Annotated in this window: 17 protein-coding genes; 16 read left to right on the top strand and 1 reads right to left on the bottom strand. The window is 71.1% G+C overall.

What is annotated here, in order from left to right; genetic code table 11:
- Positions 1 to 292: 292 nt before the first annotated feature.
- Entirely contained in the window at positions 293 to 1696 is a 1404-nt protein-coding gene (locus SCWH03_RS10070; protein ID WP_173263841.1) for a M14 family metallopeptidase, read from the bottom strand.
- 181 nt (positions 1697 to 1877) lie between these two features.
- Between SCWH03_RS10070 and SCWH03_RS10065 the strand changes: the two genes are divergently transcribed.
- The 16 genes from SCWH03_RS10065 to SCWH03_RS09990 all read left to right on the top strand — a co-directional run bounded on the left by SCWH03_RS10065 (position 1878) and on the right by SCWH03_RS09990 (position 18911).
- A complete protein-coding gene (locus SCWH03_RS10065; protein WP_173263840.1) occupies positions 1878 to 3155 on the top strand; it encodes an Nramp family divalent metal transporter in 1278 nt (425 codons plus the stop codon).
- Positions 3156 to 3675: 520 nt separating this feature from the next.
- Complete coding sequence (locus SCWH03_RS10060) at positions 3676 to 4644, top strand: hypothetical protein (protein ID WP_254076696.1); 969 nt, start codon at positions 3676 to 3678, stop codon at positions 4642 to 4644.
- A 132-nt stretch (positions 4645 to 4776) separates the two neighbouring features.
- Complete coding sequence (gene cpaB / locus SCWH03_RS10055; RefSeq protein ID WP_173263839.1) at positions 4777 to 5487, top strand: Flp pilus assembly protein CpaB; 711 nt, start codon at positions 4777 to 4779, stop codon at positions 5485 to 5487.
- 7 nt (positions 5488 to 5494) lie between these two features.
- Complete coding sequence (locus SCWH03_RS10050) at positions 5495 to 6736, top strand: CpaE/TadZ family protein (RefSeq protein ID WP_173263838.1); 1242 nt, start codon at positions 5495 to 5497, stop codon at positions 6734 to 6736.
- Positions 6737 to 7065: 329 nt separating this feature from the next.
- Positions 7066 to 7425: a TadE/TadG family type IV pilus assembly protein gene (locus SCWH03_RS10045; protein ID WP_254076667.1), complete on the top strand. Its 360-nt coding sequence runs from the start codon at positions 7066 to 7068 to the stop codon at positions 7423 to 7425.
- 3 nt (positions 7426 to 7428) lie between these two features.
- On the top strand, positions 7429 to 7848 hold the full coding sequence (locus tag SCWH03_RS10040; RefSeq protein ID WP_173263837.1) for a TadE family protein: 420 nt from the start codon (positions 7429 to 7431) through the stop codon (positions 7846 to 7848).
- 302 nt (positions 7849 to 8150) lie between these two features.
- Positions 8151 to 9491, top strand: a complete 1341-nt coding sequence (locus SCWH03_RS10035; protein WP_173263836.1) for a TadA family conjugal transfer-associated ATPase — start codon at positions 8151 to 8153, stop codon at positions 9489 to 9491.
- A gap of 375 nt (positions 9492 to 9866) precedes the next feature.
- Positions 9867 to 10808 carry a type II secretion system F family protein gene (locus tag SCWH03_RS10030; protein ID WP_173263835.1) on the top strand — a complete coding sequence of 314 codons (942 nt, stop codon included), beginning with the start codon at positions 9867 to 9869 and terminating at the stop codon, positions 10806 to 10808.
- Positions 10809 to 11090: 282 nt separating this feature from the next.
- Positions 11091 to 11981 (top strand): DUF5936 domain-containing protein, encoded by an 891-nt coding sequence (locus tag SCWH03_RS10025; protein WP_173263834.1) that lies wholly within the window; start codon positions 11091 to 11093, stop codon positions 11979 to 11981.
- A gap of 287 nt (positions 11982 to 12268) precedes the next feature.
- Positions 12269 to 13708: a sensor histidine kinase gene (locus SCWH03_RS10020; protein WP_173264155.1), complete on the top strand. Its 1440-nt coding sequence runs from the start codon at positions 12269 to 12271 to the stop codon at positions 13706 to 13708.
- Between the two features lie 263 nt (positions 13709 to 13971).
- A complete protein-coding gene (locus SCWH03_RS10015) occupies positions 13972 to 15078 on the top strand; it encodes a response regulator transcription factor (RefSeq protein ID WP_173263833.1) in 1107 nt (368 codons plus the stop codon).
- 213 nt (positions 15079 to 15291) lie between these two features.
- On the top strand, positions 15292 to 15525 hold the full coding sequence (locus SCWH03_RS10010) for a hypothetical protein (RefSeq protein ID WP_173263832.1): 234 nt from the start codon (positions 15292 to 15294) through the stop codon (positions 15523 to 15525).
- The gene (locus SCWH03_RS10005) at positions 15522 to 16109 is read left to right on the top strand and encodes a pilus assembly protein TadG-related protein (protein WP_254076665.1); all 588 of its coding nucleotides are present in this window, start codon (positions 15522 to 15524) and stop codon (positions 16107 to 16109) included. Before SCWH03_RS10010 ends, SCWH03_RS10005 begins: the two co-directional genes overlap by 4 nt.
- 48 nt (positions 16110 to 16157) lie before the next feature.
- The gene (locus SCWH03_RS10000; RefSeq protein WP_254076664.1) at positions 16158 to 16733 is read left to right on the top strand and encodes a hypothetical protein; all 576 of its coding nucleotides are present in this window, start codon (positions 16158 to 16160) and stop codon (positions 16731 to 16733) included.
- Entirely contained in the window at positions 16733 to 17395 is a 663-nt protein-coding gene (locus SCWH03_RS09995; protein ID WP_173263830.1) for an OmpA family protein, read from the top strand. Before SCWH03_RS10000 ends, SCWH03_RS09995 begins: the two co-directional genes overlap by 1 nt.
- 457 nt (positions 17396 to 17852) lie before the next feature.
- A complete protein-coding gene (locus SCWH03_RS09990) occupies positions 17853 to 18911 on the top strand; it encodes a PucR family transcriptional regulator (protein ID WP_173263829.1) in 1059 nt (352 codons plus the stop codon).
- Positions 18912 to 18936 lie beyond the last annotated feature (25 nt).

The raw sequence follows: 18936 nt of genomic DNA, 5'->3' as shown, positions 1-18936 counted from the left end.
CCGGTCACCAGCCGGTCTGCCCTGGCGCTGGTCCTGCCCGCCGTTGGTCCGCGTTCGGTCCGCTGGCCGTCAGCCCTCGGCCTGCTTCCGGTCCAGCGCCGATCCGCTTCCGGTCCAGCGCCGATCCGCCCCCCGGTTCGCGTTCTGCCGGCCGTCGGCTGGGGCGCGGTCCCGGACCGGTCCCCACGCGGACCGCCCCGGCGGTGGCGCCGGAGAGCGGGAACGGGCCCGGGCCCGGCGGAACACCCACCGGACCCGGGCCGTCACCACCCGCTCGGGTGGCTCGTACGCTTCAGGAGCAGTACTGCTGTTCCTTGCCGATCGAGCGGTACATGCAGTCCGCGTTCTCCAGCAGCTGCAGCACCGCGTCGCGGTTGCGGCTGGTCTCCCGCTCGATCACCTCGTCGGGCGGGTAGAAGCCGCCGCCGATGAAGCTCCTCGGGTACAGCTCGAAGGTGTAGCCGAAGATCCGCTGTTCGCCCCACAGCCAGTCGTCGATCGACCCGTCCGTGATGTACAGGTCGCTGGACTGCTCGGGGGTGTACCCGTTGCTCGCGGCCATCTTCCGGCCCACGGTGGCGAAGGCGTCGCGGTCGTCCTGGGACATGCCCGGGGCGGTGTCGGCCGTGGTGTAGCCGTACGGCCACAGGATCAGCTCGCTGTAGGTGTGGAAGTCGATGCCCGCCGTGATCTGCTGTTCGCCCCCGACGATGCGGGAGCGCACGAAGTCGGCGACGACCTTCACCTCGGGGGCGGACTCGGCGGACGTGCCGCGGTAGGTGTTCGAGCCGGGGGAGCCGGAGGAGCCGCCGCAGCAGCCGAACTTGTAGTCCCAGTTGCGGTTCAGGTCCGTCCCGACGGCCGACGAACCGGAGTTGGGCTGGCGGTTCTTGCGCCAGCTCCGGTAGGAACCGGTGGCGATGTCGTACTCGCCGCCGTCCGGGTTGAGGTCCGGCACGATCCAGATCTCCCGGCTGTCGACCGCGTTGGTGATCCGCGGGTCGGAGCCGTAGTCGTCGCCGAGCTCGCGCAGCAGGTAGAGGGCCATCTCCACGGTGAGGTGCTCACGCGCGTGCTGGTGGTGGGTGAAGAGGACCTCGGGCTCGTCCTCGTCCGTGCCGACGTTGTCGCTGATCTTGATGGCGACGATGTCGCGGCCCTGGTACGACGTGCCGATCACCCGCTTGCTCATGATGTCCGGGTGGGCGGCGACGCGCTGGTCGATCTCCGCGCTCATCTCGGCGTAGTTGTGGTAACCGGAGTCCGCGGGCGGGAAGTCGAACGGCTGCACCGCGACGCCCGCCGTCTTGCGGGACGGCGGTGCGGGCAGTGGTTCGAGGTCGTGGCCGAGGGCGCGGAGCCGCTCGGCCTGGGCGGCGTCCGCGCTGACCACGACCGTGTGGTCGTGGACCTCGTCGAGGGAGGCGCCGGTGGCCGCGAGGGCGGTGCGCTCGGCGACGGTCGACGGCCCGTGGATCTCGTACTGGCGGATCCGCTCGTCGGCGGCGGTCGTGGAGGCCGACGGTTCGGGGGCCGGTGAGGCGGCCGCGGTGAAGGGCGCGGCGACGGCGAGTGCCAGCAGACCGGCGAGGGCGGCGGACCGGGTGGCGGACCGGGCGGTGGATCTCCGGCCGCGGCGGCCGCCGGTGCGGCCGGGGGTGCCGGGGGTGCCGGAGCCGCGTGTGCGAAGTCGCATGCTGTCTCCTGGGTGGGGAGTGTGGGGGTGTCTGGATGCGACGTACGGATGTGCTGACGGTTGTTCGGGTGTGTCGGGCACATGGTCGGGGTATGGCATGCCCCGGTCAATAGCACAGGCCGGCCACTGTCTGGTCGACCGGCGGGACGCACGGCACGAACGGGAAGGCAGGACCACACGCATGGCAGACACGGTGGAGGAGCCGGCGGGCCGGACGGCGGGCCCGGTGACGCGCAAGGCCGGCTGGCGGCACATCGGCCCCGGCATCGTCGTCGCCGCGACCGGCGTCGGCGCGGGTGACCTGGTCGCGACTCTGATCGCGGGCGGCAGATACGGCTACACGCTGCTGTGGGCGGCGGTCATCGGCTGCCTGGTGAAGATCTCACTGGCCGAAGCGGCGGGACGCTGGCACCTCGCCACCGGCCGCACCCTCTTCGACGGCTGGCGCAGCCTCGGCCGGTGGACCACGTTCTACTTCATCGGGTACGTGACCGTCTGGGGCTTCGTCTACGGGGCGGCGGCGATGTCCTCCAGCGCGCTGCCGCTCGACGCGCTGTTCCCGGGCGTGATGGACCTCAAGTGGTGGGGCGTCCTCTGCGGGCTGGCCGGGCTCGCCTTCGTCTGGCTCAACCGGTACGCCGTGTTCGAGAAGGTCATGACGGTCATGGTCGGCGTGATGTTCGCGATCACCGTCTATCTGGCCGTGCGCGTCGCACCGAACCTCGGCGACGCGCTCGCCGGCCTCGTGCCGGTCCTCCCGGAAGGCTCCCTCCTCTACACGCTCGGCCTGATCGGCGGCGTGGGCGGCACCATCACGCTCGCCGCGTACGGGTACTGGGTCAACGCCAAGGGCTGGAAGGACGTCGGCTGGATGAAGGTCATGCGGCTCGACAACCGCGTCGCCTACCTCACCACCGGCGTCTTCGTGGTCGCGATGCTCTTCGTCGGCGCAGAGCTGCTGCACGCCTCCGGGGTCGCGATCGCCAAGGGCGACAAGGGCCTGCTCGACCTCGGCGCGATCCTGGCGGACCGCTACGGCGCCGTCACGGCGAAACTCTTCCTCGTCGGCTTCCTCGCCACCTCCTTCACCTCGCTGATCGGCGTCTGGCACGGCGTCAGCCTGCTGTTCGCCGACTTCGTCGCCCGCTACCGCCCGTCACTGGCGCCGGCGGGGACCCCGCGGGAAAGGTCCCGGGCGTTCCGCGGCTACCTGCTGTGGCTCACCTTCCCGCCGATCTCGCTGCTCTTCCTCGACCGGCCCTTCGGCCTGATCATCGCCTACGGAGTGATCGGCGCCTTCTTCATGCCGTTCCTGGCGCTGACCCTGGTCTGGTTGCTCAACTCGGAGCGCGTCCCCAGGGAGTGGCGCAACGGGCCGCTGAGCAACGGCATGCTGGGCGTGGCGGGGCTGCTGTTCATCGTGCTGTGCGCGCAGCAGGTACGTGAACTCCCCTGGTGAGCGCCTGTCACGACGGCCGGAGCGGGGCGCCGGCATGCCGCGTTCAGTCTGGACGGAATCAGTCTGGACGCAATCAGTCTGGACGGAATCGGCCCCGCTCGAGCGGGGCCGAGGGAATCCGCCGGGCGGCATCGGCGGAACCGGGCCGACGGGGCAGGCGGAGCAGCGGAACCGGGCCGGCGGGGTAGGCGGAGCAGCGGAACCGGGCCGGTGGGACCGGCGGGCCGGCGGGGTAGACCCGATCGCACCGGCCGGCGGGATTGCCCGATGGAACCGTCCCCCCGGCCCGACTGATCAAATAAATTCTCTGATACGGGAGTTAACCTCTGGCGGCTTCGTCCGCTTTGGCCGGTGCATATTCCGCGACGGCCGGGTTACCGGCTTCCGAAAGCTGTTCCCCCAACCTGCCGGACGGATAAAGTGCTGACGCAGGGGGAGCACGAAGAGCAGGGGATCTGCGGCCGCCGCCGCTGCGGCGGCCGGAGCCGAACGGGGAATCAGCGTGCCGACCGCGATTGCTGTGACCAGCGCCGACCTGGTGCTGCCGCCGACGGACAGCCACACGCCCACCGCGGCGCTGCTGCACGCGCCGGACGCCCAGCCCCTGGAGGCCGCGCTCGCCGACATGCAGTTACTCGTCGAGCGGAACGGCTATGTGGTCGCCCTCTACCCCGCCTCCATCCCCCTCGCCCACGAACGCAGACTGCACACGGTCCGCTCCGTCCTGGAGAGCGACCGGATCGCTCTGCTGAAGCTCGACCTGCCGCCCCTCGGGGTGTCCGTGCTGGCCAGGCAGTTGCGCCAGCTGTCCGTCTGCGACTTCAGCGCCGGAGTGGTCGCCTCCGCGGCTCGGCTGCTGGCCCACTACGTCTGGGCCGGTGCCCTGCTCAACTCGGTCACCCGACTCGACCGGGTCCCGGTCGGCCTCAGGTCCCACGCCAAGTCCTGGGTCCCCGGGTCGCAGTTCGGTGTCGTGGCCCACCCCGGCCCCCAACTGGTCAGAATCGGCCAAGGCGAACTCGCCGGCCCCCGGTTCGCCACCCGGCTCATGGTGGCCCGAGGGCAGTTGCAGTCGGATTGGGTGCATACGGACCTCGCCCCCGGCTGGCGGGTCCACGGAGTCGAGGAGACCGCGCTGCCGGCCGACTCCCCGCGGTGGTGGGGCACGTCGCGGCTGGTCGAGTTCGCCGCCTTTCTCGCCGACATCTCCGTGGTCTACCAGCTGGTCTCCTCGGTGCGGCGGGAGGTGTGCACCTGGTGCGGCATCGAACTCATCGGTGACCGCTGCGGTTTCTGCTCGGCGCCCCTCGCCCCGCTCACACCGGTCCCTCCCGTCTCCCCGGGCTCCCCGGGCTCCCCCGTCTCCCCGGGCTCTTCCGCCTCCTGGACGTCCCCGGGTTCCTGGACGTCCCCGGCCTCCCACGCCGGAAACCGGCCGCACTCCCCGGGTGCCCACGGCGGGGGAGCGCCGATGCACCAGGGGCCCTGATGCACGCCGCCGGGGCGGTGGGCACGGACCGACGGCGGCCCGGCCGCGCCGGCGGTACCGGCCGTATGCGCACCCCACCGCAGGAACCAGTCCGCCCGTCAGCCCACGTCTTCCATCGAGGTCGCCCCGCTCATGAATGCACGCCAACGCCGTGGCGTCGTCCTGCTGCTCCTCTCGGTCCTGTGTGCCCTCGGCGCGTTCGCCGGCGTGCTCTCGGTGATCAGTGACGTGAATGCGAAGGTCGGACCGGAGGTCACCGCATACCGGGTGAAGTCCGATGTCGCTCCCTACCAGGCGCTGCGGCCGGACCAGTTCGAGAAGATCACCATGCCCGAGCGCTGGCTCTCCGACAACGCGGTCACCGATGCCTCGGTCGTCGACGGGAAGGTGGCCGTCACCCGGCTCAAGAGGGGTTCACTGCTCCAGGACGACATGTTCGTCGAGCGCCCGGCGCTCGACCCCGGCGAGCAGGAGATAGCCATCATGATCGACGCCGCCACGGGCGTGGCGGGCAAGATCAGGGCCGGCGACTCCGTCAACATCTACGCCACCTTCGCCGCGGACGACCAAGGCCGGACGAAGGCGCAGTCCCGCGTCATCGTCCCCAACGCCCGGGTGATCGACGTCGGCCGGCTCACCGCCCTCGAGCCAGGGGACAACGACCGACGGCGCGCCCCGCACGAGGCCGTCCCGATCACCTTCGCACTCACCACCGAGGACGCCCAGCGCGTCGCCTACGCAGAGTCGTTCGCGGTGAACGTACGGCTCGCGCTGATCGCCGACGGCGGTTCGACCACGCTGCGCCCCGGGGAGGGTACCTACACCCTCGAAGGCGACAAGTGAGAGACGGATGACGACGAGAATCCTCCCGGCCGTCGGCGACGCCGACGCCGCCCGGTCCGTCACCACCCTGCTCAGCCAGCTCCCGGAAGCGGAGACGGCAGGGCCGGTCGGTGACTCGACAGCGCTCATCGACACCCTGGCACGGCTGGCCGCGGAATCCGTCGACGAACTCCCCGAGGTCGTCGTGGTCCACGAGCGGATCGGCCCGGTGCCCGCCCTCGAACTGATCCGGGAGGTGGCGCTGCGCTTCCCCGCGGTGGGGGTCGTCCTGGTCACCGCGGACGCGAGCCCCGTCCTGTACTCGGCAGCGATGGGCTCCGGGGCCCGGGGGCTGGTCGGTCTGCCCCTGTCCTACGAGGAGCTGGCCCAGCGGGTACAGGCCGCGGCAGCGTGGTCCGCCGGTGTACGGCGCCATCTGGGCTCCGGCGGAGAGGTGTTCACCGGACCCGGTGGCACCGTCGTCACGGTCAGCGGGGCCAAGGGCGGCGTCGGTACCACGCTCACCGCCGTCCAGCTCGCCCTCGCCGCCCGAGCGGGCGGGACGACCGTCGCCCTCTGCGACCTCGATCTGCAGTCGGGCGACGTGGCCTCCTACCTGGACGTCCAGTTCCGGCGCTCGATCGTCGACCTGGCCGGCATCCAGGACATCTCCCCGCGGGTCCTGCAGGACGCGGTCTACGCCCACGAGACCGGGATCGGTTTGCTGCTCGCCCCCGGGGAGGGTGAACGGGGCGAGGAGGTCACCGAGCGCTCGGTGCGCCAGATCGTCAGCGCCCTGCGCAACCGGTACGAGGTCGTGGTCCTCGACTGCGGCAGCTGCATGAACGGCGCGAACGCGGCGGCGATCGAGATGGCCGACACGACGCTGCTCGTCACCACACCGGACGTGGTCGCCGTACGCGCGGCCAAGCGGATGGTGAGGCTCTGGGACCGGCTCCAGATCCGCAAGGCGGAGGAGACCGTCACCGTCCTCAACCGGTACACGCGCAACACGGAGATACAGCCCCCGCTCGTCGAGCGGATCACCGCGACCAGGGTTTCCCGGACGGTGGTTCCCGCCAACTTCAGGGAACTGCAGGCGCTCGTGGACGCCGGCCGGATGCAGGACCTGGAGGCCAAGTCCACCATCAAGCAGGCGCTGTGGGGACTGGCGGGAGAGCTGGGCCTGGTGAAGCAGGGCGAAGCGCCGCGGAAGCAGGGCAGGTTGAGGAGCGACCGGGGTGCCCTGGGCATCCGGAGAAGGCCGTGAGGGCCCGGAGACCGAGGGGGCGAGTTGCGGCGATGCGAGTGGCGGCGATGCGAGTGGCGAGGGACGGCGGCCGGAGGGCCGGCGCCCGGCCTCACGTCGGCCTGGGGGCCGCCGGGAGCCGGGTGACCGTCGGAAGGCGGACGGCCGGCGGGTGGAGCGCGGGGGGCGGGCCGGCTGTCCGGCGCCGGGCTGTGCCGAGCCGTGGTGGGCCGAGCCGTGGTGGGCCGAGCAGGGCTGTGCCGAGCCGTGGTGGGTCGAGCAGGGGCCTCAGGCGCCGTGCTGTCCAGGTTGTCGCCGGGCTCGGGCGCGCCGTCCGGACCCGGACCCCGGTGCGGGACGATCGCGGGCAGACCGCGGTGGAGTTCACCGGAATGCTGCCGATCATCCTGGCGACGCTGGTGCTGCTCTGGCAGGCGGCCCTCGTCGGGTACGCGTTCGCGCTCGCGGGGAACTCGGCGGACGAGGGCGCGCGGGCGGGCGCGGCGGCCGGGCAGGGCGGCGGGGCCCAGGCGTGCGAGGCGGCGGCGCGGAGGAACCTGCCGGACTCCTGGGAGGCCGAGGTCGACTGCTCCGTCGGCGGAGACCTGTACGACGCGGAGGTGCGCGTGGTCGTCCCGGTCCTGTATCCGGGGCTCGTCGACTTCTCGTTCACCGCACCCGGGCGGGCCTCCGCCGTGTGGGAGGACTGAACCATGCGGAAGATCACGTTCCGGAGGAGGGGTGCCGACCGGGCCCGGTGCGGCGGACCGGGCGTCCCCGAACGTCGTGACCGGGGGCAGACCGCGATCGAGTACCTCGGCTGGATCCCGGTCCTGCTGCTCGTCGCGCTCGCCGCGATCCAGCTGGGCATCGCCGTGTACGCGGTGCAGCAGGCCGGGACCGCGGCGCGGGCGGCGGCCCGTACGTATTCGATGCAGAACGGCGACGCTGTGGGAGCGGGAAAGGCGGCGATAAGCGACTGGCTGGCCAAGGGCACCGAGATCTCGCCGGGTGGCGGGGGATTCGAGGAGATCACCATGACCGCTCGTGTCTCGATCCCGTCCGTCGTGCCGGGCATCCAGGACTTCGGCAGGGCCACCCGATCCGCGACCATGCCCGTCACCGACCGCTGAGGGCCCCGACCGTGGAGCTTGGACCGATGGATTTCCCCGCTGCCCCCCGCCGCCCCCCGCTGGCCCCCGCGCGCCCGCTGCCCCCCCCCGCCGCCCCCCGCGCGCCCGCTGCCGCCCCCGCCGCCGCCCGCCGAACCGCGACGGCTGCCGCCGCCCGCCGCACCCCGTTCGCCGAACACACCTGCCGCACCCCGTCCGCTGTTCCCGTCCGCTGTTGCCGTCCGCTGATCACCGGCTGCTGAACCCGGCCGCCGCCTTCCGGACCCGCCGGGTCCGGTCGACCTCGTGAAGGAGTCGAGCACATGAGCCTCCGGGCGCGTATGAGCAGTCCCGACCCGAGCCCCGGCCACGGTTCGGACGCCCGGCTCGTCGGGACGTACCGCGCCAAGCTCCTGGAGGAGATCGACCTCGCGGAGATGTCCACGCTGCAGGCCGCCGAGCGGCGGGCGCGGCTGGAGCGGGTGCTCGGCCACATCATCAGCCGCGAGGGACCGGTGCTCTCCTCGGTCGAGCGTTCGCAGCTCATCCGCCGGGTCGTGGACGAGGCCCTGGGCCTCGGGATCCTGGAGCCGTTGCTCGAAGACGCCTCCATCAGCGAGATCATGGTGAACGGGCCCGAGCAGGTCTTCGTCGAGCGCCGCGGCCGGCTGGAACTGCTGCCCATGCGGTTCAGCTCGACCGAGCAGCTGATGCAGACCATCGAGCGGATCGTCTCGACCGTCAACCGCCGCGTCGACGAGGCGAACCCGATGGTGGACGCCCGGCTGCCCAGTGGCGAACGCGTCAACGTGATCATCCCGCCGCTCTCGCTCAGCGGCCCCGTCCTGACCATCCGGCGCTTTCCGCGCGCCTTCTCGCTCCGCGAGATGATCGAACTCGGCTCCCTCGACGAGCAGATGACGATGCTGCTCTCCGGCCTCGTCCGGGCGAAGTTCAACGTGATCGTCTCCGGCGCCACGGGCACGGGCAAGACCACCCTGCTCAACGCCCTGTCGGGGCTCGTCCCCGACGGGGAGCGGATCGTCACCATCGAGGACTCCGCCGAACTGCAGCTCCAGCAGAACCATGTGATCACCCTGGAGAGCCGACCACCGAACGTCGAGGGCAAGGGCCGCATCACCATTCGCGATCTGGTCCGCAACTCGCTGCGCATGCGCCCCGACCGCATCATCGTCGGCGAGGTCCGTGGCGGCGAGACCCTCGATATGCTCCAGGCGATGTCGACCGGTCACGACGGCTCCCTCGCCACCGTCCACGCCAACAGCGCCGAGGACGCGCTGATGCGCCTGCAGACCCTGGCCTCGATGTCCGAGGTGGAGATCCCGTTCGTGGCGATCAGGGACCAGATCAACAGCGCCGTCGACGTGATCGTCCAGCTCACCCGGCACGCCGACGGATCGCGCAGGATCACCGAGATCGCCGTCCTGGACTCGCACGGCCGGGAGGACTACCGCATCGTCACGGTGTGCCGGTTCGACGCCCGGCCGATGTCCGCCGACGGGCAGGTCCACGGCGCCTTCGAGTACCTTCCGCTGCCGCGACGGGTCGCCGAACGGCTGTATCTGAAGAACGAGCCGATCCCGCCCGCCTACGGCGTGGCCGAATCGGAGGACCAGCTCATGCTCCGCAGGGCCGTGGCATGAGCCCGATGTGCCCCCCGGCCTCCGGGGGCGGCCGGGTTCGAGGCGGGTGTCGTACAGGGCCTCGGTGCCGTACGGGATGTCGTCACGGCCCGGGGTGCCGTGCCGGACTTCGGCGCAGTGCCGGCCCCGAGCGGCTTCGACGTCCCAGGGGGCTCCACCGGGTCCCGGGCCGGTCGGCGCGGTTGCGTCGGGCCGGGCCCAGGGCCTGGGCCGGGGCCGGGTCCCGCGCCGGGGCTCCCGGGCGGGTCCACCCGGGAGCCCCGGCGCGGCTCCGCCGCGTCCCGCAGACCGCGAAACCCGCCCGGCGCGTGCCGCGACGGACTGCCGTCGCGACGACACGCGTACCGTCCACGACCGCTACGGAAGGTTGAGCCCGTGGCCGATCTCACCCTCCTGACCATCGGCGTCACCCTGCTCGCAGGACTGCTCGGCGTCATCGGGGTGCATGCCTACGCCTCGGGCAAGGCCCAGCGGCAGGCGCTTGTCGACCGGATGTCCCAGACCGGGCAGGCCGCCCTCCCCGCGGGCCGGCGACGCCGCTTCCGAGGAGTCGACCGTCGGCTGCGCGGTACCGCCCTCGGCAGACGGATCGAGCGCAAGATAGCCACGACCGGGCTGGACCTCACCCCCGGTGAGTACGTCGTGTACGTGATCGGCGCGCTGCTCGCCGTCTACTTCAGCGTCGGGGCCGTCTTCGCACCGTTCTTCGGCATCCTGGCGGCCGTCATCGGCCTGTGGGGCGGCGACGCCTATCTCGACTGGCAGCGGGCGAAGCGGACCGAGGCGTTCATCAACCAGCTCCCCGAGCTCACCCGCGTCCTGGCCAACGCCACCCAGGCAGGACTCGCCATGCGCACCGCGCTCGCCATGGCCGCCGAGGAACTCGACAACCCGGCCGGAGAGGAACTCATGCGCGTCGCCGACCAGCTCACCCTGGGCCACAGCCTGGACGACGCGCTGGGCGCGCTGGCCGAGCGCCTGCCCTCTCGCGAACTGGTCGTCCTCGTCACGACACTCGTCCTCTCCAATCGGGCGGGCGGCGAGGTCGTCAGCTCGCTGCGCAACCTGACCGAGACACTGGAGGAGCGCAAGGAGACCCGGCGAGAGGTCACGACCCTGCTCTCGCAGGTGAAGGTGACCGCGCTCGCCGTTCCGCTCCTCGGTCTCAGCTTCCTGCTGATGATCAACGCCATGAGCCCGGGTGCCCTGGACACGATGACCGCCTCGGTAGCCGGCCAGTTCGCGGTCGTCGTCGCCTTCGGCATGTACGCCGTCGGCTTCTTCCTCATCCGCCGGATGTCACGGATCCGGGTGTGAGAGAGAACCAGGAGGGCGGCCGCCGAGGCGCACGGGAATCCGGGCACTCGGGACCCGGGGCAGGCGCCGGGATCGGAGAAGCCGGGATGGGAGAAGCCGGGGTCAGAGCGACCGGGATCGGAGAAGCCGGGGTCAGAGCGACGGCGATCAGGGGAACCGCGATCGGAGCGACTCTGACCAGGGGAGACGCGATCGGAGCGACCGGGATCCGAGCGACCGCGATCACGGCAACCGGGATCGCGGGAACCGGGATCAGGTGATCAGGGAAACAGGGGACATCTCATGGGACTTCTACTGGCTGCCGTTCTCGGACTGGCGGTGTACGGGGCCTTCCACGGCATCCGGATGTACCGGGCCGACGCCAAGCTGCCGGGCGACCTCGCGGTGGCACTCGAGGTCGGTGCGACCCGCACCAGCGCGGTCGGCTCCGGTATCGACCGCATCGGCATGCGCTTCGCACCGGCCGTGCTGTCCATGATGGGACCCAAGCGCGTCGACGACCTGCGTCACAGGCTCGACATGGCGGGCAATCCCGGCGGCATGACCGTCGACCGCTACGCCGCCCGCCGCGCCGTCTACGGAATGCTCGGCGTGGTCGCCGCCTTCTCCCTCCTCCTCCGCGGGCAGGCGATCGTCGGACTGCTCGCGCTGGCGTACGGGCTCGCCTGGACCGATGTCCTTCTGCGCATAGCCATCCGCCGCCGCCGCAACGACATCGAACGCACCCTGCCCGACTTCCTCGACGTGCTCGCCGTCGTCGTCTCCGCGGGGCTCAACTTCCGGCAGGCGCTGGAGCGCGTCGCCGAGCGGTACCAGGGCCCCTGGGCCGACGAACTCCGCATCACCCTGCGCCAGATGGACATGGGTGTCAGTCGCCGTGAGGCGTTCGAGCAGCTGCGCAAGCGGAACTCCTCCGAGCAGGTGTCGATGTTCGTGACCGCCCTCCAGCAGGGGGAGGAACTCGGCGCGCCGATCATCGACACGCTCATCCAGATCGCGACGGACATGCGGCGGACGGACGCGCAGAACGCCAGGCGCTCCGCGTCCAAGGCCATTCCCAAGACGACGCTCGTGGTCACGATGGTCATGCTCCCCGCGACCATGATCCTGATCGTGATGAGCTTCTACTACGGCTCCGGGGTCGATTTCGCCGACATCCTGAGCGGGGGCTGACCGGCCCGCCGTTACCGCTCCGGCGCGACCGTACCGGCGACACGACCACGACGGAGCGCGACCGCCCCGGCGGCCTGTTTCGCGCCGGAGCGGGACCGCGCAGAGGGTCGGCACCATGCCGGCGCGAGCGACTGGAACAGGAGGTGACCCACATGGGCCCGAGGCCCCCCGCCCGTGGAAGCGGCGGCAGCGGACCCGGCGACCAGGCCGGTGGCGAGGCCGGTCACACAGCCGGTGGTGGACTCCGCGGCGGCGCGGACGCGGTGATGCCGGGTGCGGACGCGGTGATGCCGGGTGCCGACACGGAGACCGCGGGTGCCGACACGGAGAACCCGGGCGCAGACGAAGGGGATTCCTCGCGGACCGCCGCTGCCGCCGGTCCTGAGCCCGTGCCGCCGCTGCCCATCCAGGTCAACGCCCTCCAGGCGCTCTGCCGGCAGGTCTTCGGCTTCCGGCTGGCCGTGATCGCACTGGCCACGCCGTTCGCGCTGGGCAACACCCGGCCGGGACCGGGCACCTGGCTCGTCGGCTCCGCCGTGATCGTCACCTTCATGGTCTCCTATATCCCGCTGCGGGACTGGGAGCGCTTCGGGCCGTTCCTGCTCCGGCACCCCGCTCTTCTCGCGGCGGACTCGCTCTTCGGCGCGCTGCTCCTGGCCACCGCCTCGCCCGAGTCGATCCTCGCCTATGTCACCCTCTGCACGCCGCTGCTGGCCGGACTGGTCTACGGCTGGCGCGGGGCGGCGGTCTTCGCCGTACTCCAGTCGCTCATCATCGGCGGCGCGTTCGCGGTCAACCCGGACGTGAACGCCGGACTCGGAGACCTGCTGCTGCCCGGGCTGTGTGTGATCGCGGGCGCGGGCGGCAGCACCCTGCGCAACCTCATGCTCGGCTTCGGCGCCGCAGCCCAGGCCCTCACCGAGGCCCGTGCCCGGCTCGCCGTCAACGAGGCAGTGGAGAAGGAACGCGCCCGTCTCGCCCGGGAGATGCACGACTCACTGGCCAAGACGCTGCACGGGCTCGCACTGGCGGCGGAGGGCCTGGCCGGCTCCGCGGACCGGCTGGATCCGCTGGCCGTCACGTACCAGGCGGAGCTCGTCGCCCGATCGGCACGCCGGGCCGCCGCCGAGTCCCGGGAGCTGCTGTCCGATCTCCGCTGCCGGTCCGGCCTCGACGGCGGGGTCGACGGCGGGGTCGACGGCGGGGTCGACGGCGGGGTCGACGTGCTCTCCGAACTTGCCTCACGCACAGCGGACTTCGCGCACCGCCTCGATGTGCGGGCCTGCTTCCACCGACTGGGCCCGAGGCCGGTGCCCACGGTGCCCCAGGCCATCGCGCGCCAACTGCTCACCATCGCGTCCGAGGCCATGGAGAACGCCCACCGCCACGGGCAGCCCACATACCTCGACGTCTCGGCGGGCGTCGTCGGCGACGTGCTCCGCATCAGCGTCTACGACGACGGCAGGGGACTGCCCCTGGGCACCACACTCGACGGCCTCCGCCGAGGTGGTCACTTCGGCCTCGTCGGCATGGTGGAGCGCGCCGCGTCCATCGGGTCCCGCATCCGTGTCGGGCGGGGGTGCCATCCGCGGGGGACGGAGGTACGGCTCGAGCTGCCGCTGACGGCCATCCGCTCGGACCCGCCGAACGCGCCGCCGGGGCGGCCGCGGGCGACCCCGCTCCTCAACGGACCGCGCGGTCCTGGACGGGTACCGTCCGTTCCCTGACCGGATGACGTCCGCAGGTTCCCGCTCCGGACCTCCCGGGCCCGCCGTCACCATCCGAACCCAGCCTGAGTCCAGCGGAGTACCGCTCCGTACCGACCTCTCCGCCACCCGTCTACCCGCCCACCCGCATCCATCCGTGCGCACTGTGCGCACGCGGGCTACGTCCATCAGGATTCACCAGGACCCCTCACGTATCGACTCCGAACCGACCCCGAACCGACCCCGAACCGACTCCGAATCCACTCGGAGAGGAGGCCGCAACCATGCCGGACGGCATCTCCCGAACGACGGGAAGGCAACTCACCGACCACCCCGACGGATCGCGGCGTACGCCCTCGCGTACCGCACCGTTCGCCTCCGGCCCTTCCTCAGGGCCGTCTGCCTTCCCCGCTCCCCGAGAACCGGCGGACGCGACGCCCGATGACCGCCCCGGCCTGCCCGCTCCCGCGGCGTCCGGGAGCACGCTCCGGATCGTCGTCGCCGACGACAACCCGGTGGTACGAGCGGGCCTGGCGGTGCTGCTCCAGGGCCGCCAGGGCATCCATGTCGTCGCTCAGGTAGCCGACGGACGCCAGGCGTACGAGGCGGCCGTCCGCCTCCGGCCGGACGTCGTCCTGCTCGATGTGCGGATGCCCGGGGTCGACGGCATCTCCGCCCTTCCGTATCTGGTGCGTCTCGCGCCGGTGCTGATGACGACGTACAGCCGCGAGAGCGCGGTCGTCCACGAGGCGCTGCGCCGTGGCGCGGGCGGCTATCTGGTCCACGGCGAGTTCACCGTGGACCAACTCGTCGCTGCCGTCCGTGACGTCAGGAAGGGCCGGGCCTCCTTCACCCCCTCGGCCTCCGGTGCCCTGCTCGCGGCGGTGTGCGCCACCACCGGCCCGCCGGGACGGCCGCCGTCACCACTGCCGGACGGTCGGAGTGCGGACGTGGGCGAAGGGCCCGGGCAGCCCCACCCGGAAGCGTCTGCAACCGCACACTGTGGCACCCCCTCGCCCACCGGCGCATCATCAGCAGAACAGCAGAGCGGCTTAGTTGACTGGGGCGCCACGGTCCAGCAGTTCACCCTCGACTCTTCGCTTTCGCAAGCGAATGTGGCACATTCTTCTCCAGGGATGGTCTCCTGGGCGACCGTCCCGGGGGCAGGTCCCGGGGGACTGCCGACGGAGCTGAGCCGGCGGGAGGCGGAAGTGATGGAGCTGATCGCATCGGGTATGACGAATCAGCAGATCGCTGCCACCTGCTTCATCAGCCAGAAGACCGTCAAGAACCACATCAACCGCATCTTCGCCAAGCTCAACGCCGCGAGCCGGGGCGAGGCCATCGCCATCTGGTACCGACTGGCCCGAAGGGAGGGCGGCGAGTCATGACCGACCCGACCGGTAACGCGGGGCCCCTCGACACGCCACCCGTGGAACGGGACCCCGGTTGGGCCCAGGGGCCCATGCCAAGAGGTGTTCTCCGCCCGTACCCTTCGCGTGCCGCCGATGAGGCCGGCCGGGAGGAAGCCGGAGCCACGAGCGGCACCGAGGACCCGTACGAGTCGGTCGGCGAGCGGCCGGCCGGACCAGGAGGGGAACACCATGTCGAACACCACCATCAGGGCCGCGATCAACGCCCGTGTCCATCTGGGCAACTGGGCGAGGACGACAGCCGAGGCGATCCGGCACCGCGGCGACCGAGGCCAGGGGGCCGTGGAGTACGTGGGGGTGATCGTGCTGGTGGCGCTGATCATCGCGGCGCTGGTGGGCTCGGGCGTGGCGGAGACGATCGCAGGCGGGCTCTCGGACACGGTCAACGAGATTCTTGGCGGTTGATACTTCGAGTCTCACGCGAGAAAGGGCAGGTCGCTCCCGCCTATGTCGTGGTGGTAGCGAGCCTGCTCTTTCTCGCGCTCGCGTTCTTCGCGGTCGGCCAGGCCGGCGCCACACGCAACGCCGCACAGACGGGCGCCGACGCAGCCGCGCTCGCGGCAGCCAAGTTGTCCCGCGACCAGTTCGAGCTGGAGCTGCCGGACAATCCCAACCCGCCCTTTCTGACAGCGGTCTTCAATCTGGCGGAGTTCGGGAGCTTCCGAGGCTGTGAGGCGGCCTACCCCATGGCCGAGCGGAACGACACCGTCGTGACACCGGGTGGCTGCAGCGCAGACGACAACGGCGGTTGGGCCTTCACGGTCGAGGTCGAGACAAGAAGACCGGTGGGGGACACCGTCCTGCCGGGCACCGCGACGAAGAAGGCCACGGCCGACGCCACGGCCGCACTCACATCCCGATGCCGCTACACGCCTCTCCCCGAGCCGCTGGGGACGCTGGCGTGCGAGGGGACGGAGCCCTGGCTGGTGGGCGAAGGCCCTCCGCCGGAGGGGCCGGACCTCTTCGACATCCGGCTGGCCGAGAACTGACCGCGAACGAACGCAGAAGGAATGACACGCATGAGTCATCGACACAGAGTGACCACGCGGAAGGCTTTCGCTGCCGCCCTCCTGGCGACAGTGCTGCCCCTCTCGCTCACCGCCTGCGGCGGGGGCGACGGAGTGTCGGCGAAGGGCGAGGACAGCAACTCGGCACCCGCCACCACGGAGAGCGCCAACTCAGAGAACGAAAGCGCCAACACCGTTCCGGACAACAGTAAGACACTGGCCACGATCAATGGTGCCAACGGCTTTCAACTCGTCGTCCATACCGCCGCCCGTGAGGACGGGGGTTTTCTGACCGTTACTGGCTCCATTAGGAACACTAGCGGCAAGCGGGCGGTTGCACCGATCGAGTGGAACGGCCAGGAAAGTCAGGTGCGGCGCACGGGCCGTTCTTTGGGCGGCATCACGCTGGTCGACCGAGTAGGAAAGAAGCGCTACTACGTTCTTCGAGACACAGAGGGCTACCCGTTGACGACCACAGGAATCTTCAATGTTGACGCGGGCGCCACCGTGGATTTCTTCGCTCAGTTCCCGTCACCGCCTGACTCGACAACGAAGGTCGATATTCAAGTTCCGGCAATGCCCACCGCCACGATTGAGATCTCCTGATGCCCGCCCCCAAGCCCCGCACGCGAAGGGGCGCGACCTCGGCCATCGCCGCGGTCGCGCTGGTCGTCAGTATGCAGTTCGCGGCCGCCAGTGGTGCCCGGGCGGACGAGACCCCTTCACCGGGCACGCCTCCGGGTACGGAGTCGACCTCGCCGCCGCCCGAGATCGACGGCGACTCGCCGGGGCTCAAACTCCGCGACGGTGCGACCCTCGCGTCCGCCCGGGTACTCGACATCGTTTCCGTCGTCGAGTCCGAGGGCGGCGAGGAGCGCCGTGAGGAGACCAGCTCCCACCTCAAGTTCGCACTCCAGGCAGAGGTGCTCTTCGGCAAGGACAGCGCCAAGCTCTCCGGTGCCGCCAACGCCCGTATCGCCGATATCGCGGCGGAGATCCGCAACCAGGGTGCCAAGAGGGTCCGTGTCTTCGGCTTCACCGACAACCTGGGTTCGGCCGCGCATGGTGATGTGCTGTCCAAGGAGCGGGCGGACGCCGTGCACAAGGTCCTGTCGCAGCAGCTCGGCGGCTCTGGCATCAGTTACGAGATCCGCGGCTATGGCGAGGACTACCCGATCGCCGACAACGGCACCGAGGACGGCCGTAAGAAGAACCGCCGGGTGGAGGTCTCGTTCCCGCGTGGCGGGGAGAGCGCCTCACAGGGCTGAGCCCATGTCCGGACGCGGGCAGGGCTTTTCGGCCGTGTCCCGAAGTCCGGTGGCGGACGCCCTTCGGCGTCCGCCCCGGTACCCCCCTGCATCGGGCGGACGTGCGCACTTCGGAGACGAAGGCGTGTCAGCCCGCGCGGGCGAGAAGGACCGAGCCCGGCATGCCACGGAACCCGTCGGTTGCCGTCGGCAGCAGGGTTCCACCGAAACCCGGGACCCCCGTTCCCCCGTTCCTTGTTTCCTGTTTCCCGTTTCCGGCAGACGGTCTCTCGGTCTTCCTCGCCCTCCCCCGTGCAACCAGATCCTTTCAGGCCTGCGGTCCTGTTCGCATTGCCGACCACCGGCAATCTCTACGTATCCTTGATGCCTGACGCCGGTCGCCGGCAGGGGGCCACCTCCGTTGCCCCGGCGTCGTGACGTCGTCGGCGTGCCGGGGGAAGGAACGGGGGAGCGAGACGTGACGGTGCTTGATACCGAGTCGTATCTGGAGGGGTACGCCGAGGTGCTGGCCGGTGCCTGTGCCACCAGCCGGAGGCTCACGCGCGACGAACTCGCCTCACTCCGCACCCAGGGGGAGCGCGCCGCGGAGGCGGGTGTCGGACTGCGCACCATGGTTCGGGCACACCTGGCCGCCGCGCGCGCGATACGGCCCGGACTGAAGGCGGCGGCGGCCGACCACCTTCTCGCCGCGACAGAGCAGGCCGTGGACGCCTTCGCCGAGGGCCATGAGCGGGCGCAGCGCCTCGCGGTGCGCCAGGAGGAGGCGGCCCGCCGGGAGTTCGTCGACGATCTGCTGTACGGGCGCAGCGACCTCGGCAGGCTCGCCGAGCGGGCCGTACGCTTCGGGCTGCTGCTCTCCCACGCCCATGCGGTGGCTGTTGCCCGGGGCCCGGAGTCGTATGACGACGGCCATCCTCTCACCCGCCGGCTCGGCGCCGCGCTCGTCGCCCGCTTCGGGGACCGCCACATCCTCCTCACCACCAAGGACGGCCGGCTGATCTGTATCGCGCCGGGTGACCAGTCCGACGTCCTCCGCTACTTCGCCAAGCAGGCGTACGGGGCCACGGACGGCGGCCGAGTGGCTGTGGGGCGCGCCCACCCGGGTGCGGGCGGGGTGGTCCACTCCTATGAGGAGGCGCTGAACGCCCTGGACCTGGCCGATCGGATGGGACTTGACGATCCGGTGCTGCAGGCATCGGACCTGCTGGTGTACCCGGTGCTGACGCGCGACCGGCAGGCCATGGCCGACCTCGTACTCAGCGCCCTCGGCCCGCTCAGGCAGGCCCGCGGGGGAGCCCGGCCGCTGCTGGACACCCTCGAGGCCTATTTCGACACGGGTTGCGTGGCGGCCGAGGCGGCCCGGCGGCTCAACCTCAGCGTGCGGGCCCTGACGTACCGGCTCGACCGGATCCACCGGCTCACCGGCGCCGACCCGGGCGATCCGGTGCACCGATACACCCTTCAGACGGCGGTCATCGGGGCCAGACTGCTCGACTGGCCGCAGCAGGAGATCTGACGGCGGTCAGGTTGGCCGGAGGACG

It is taken from the genome of Streptomyces pacificus (assembly GCF_011766325.1).
GTDB classification, from domain to species: Bacteria; Actinomycetota; Actinomycetes; order Streptomycetales; family Streptomycetaceae; genus Streptomyces; species Streptomyces pacificus.
The sequence above is the reverse complement of the archived record's forward strand: the minus strand, read 5'-3'. Positions and strand labels throughout refer to the sequence as shown.

Excerpts from the sequence above, each read along its gene's own strand:
- SCWH03_RS10070 (WP_173263841.1), bottom strand. The coding sequence starts at position 1,696 with ATGCGACTTCGCACACGCGGCTCCGGCACCCCCGGCACCCCCGGCCGC.
- SCWH03_RS10065 (WP_173263840.1), top strand. The coding sequence starts at position 1,878 with ATGGCAGACACGGTGGAGGAGCCGGCGGGCCGGACGGCGGGCCCGGTG.
- cpaB (WP_173263839.1), top strand. The coding sequence starts at position 4,777 with ATGAATGCACGCCAACGCCGTGGCGTCGTCCTGCTGCTCCTCTCGGTC.
- SCWH03_RS10050 (WP_173263838.1), top strand. The coding sequence starts at position 5,495 with ATGACGACGAGAATCCTCCCGGCCGTCGGCGACGCCGACGCCGCCCGG.
- SCWH03_RS10040 (WP_173263837.1), top strand. The coding sequence starts at position 7,429 with ATGCGGAAGATCACGTTCCGGAGGAGGGGTGCCGACCGGGCCCGGTGC.
- SCWH03_RS10035 (WP_173263836.1), top strand. The coding sequence starts at position 8,151 with ATGAGCCTCCGGGCGCGTATGAGCAGTCCCGACCCGAGCCCCGGCCAC.
- SCWH03_RS10025 (WP_173263834.1), top strand. The coding sequence starts at position 11,091 with ATGGGACTTCTACTGGCTGCCGTTCTCGGACTGGCGGTGTACGGGGCC.
- SCWH03_RS10020 (WP_173264155.1), top strand. The coding sequence starts at position 12,269 with ATGCCGGGTGCCGACACGGAGACCGCGGGTGCCGACACGGAGAACCCG.
- SCWH03_RS10015 (WP_173263833.1), top strand. The coding sequence starts at position 13,972 with ATGCCGGACGGCATCTCCCGAACGACGGGAAGGCAACTCACCGACCAC.
- SCWH03_RS10010 (WP_173263832.1), top strand. The coding sequence starts at position 15,292 with ATGTCGAACACCACCATCAGGGCCGCGATCAACGCCCGTGTCCATCTG.
- SCWH03_RS09995 (WP_173263830.1), top strand. The coding sequence starts at position 16,733 with ATGCCCGCCCCCAAGCCCCGCACGCGAAGGGGCGCGACCTCGGCCATC.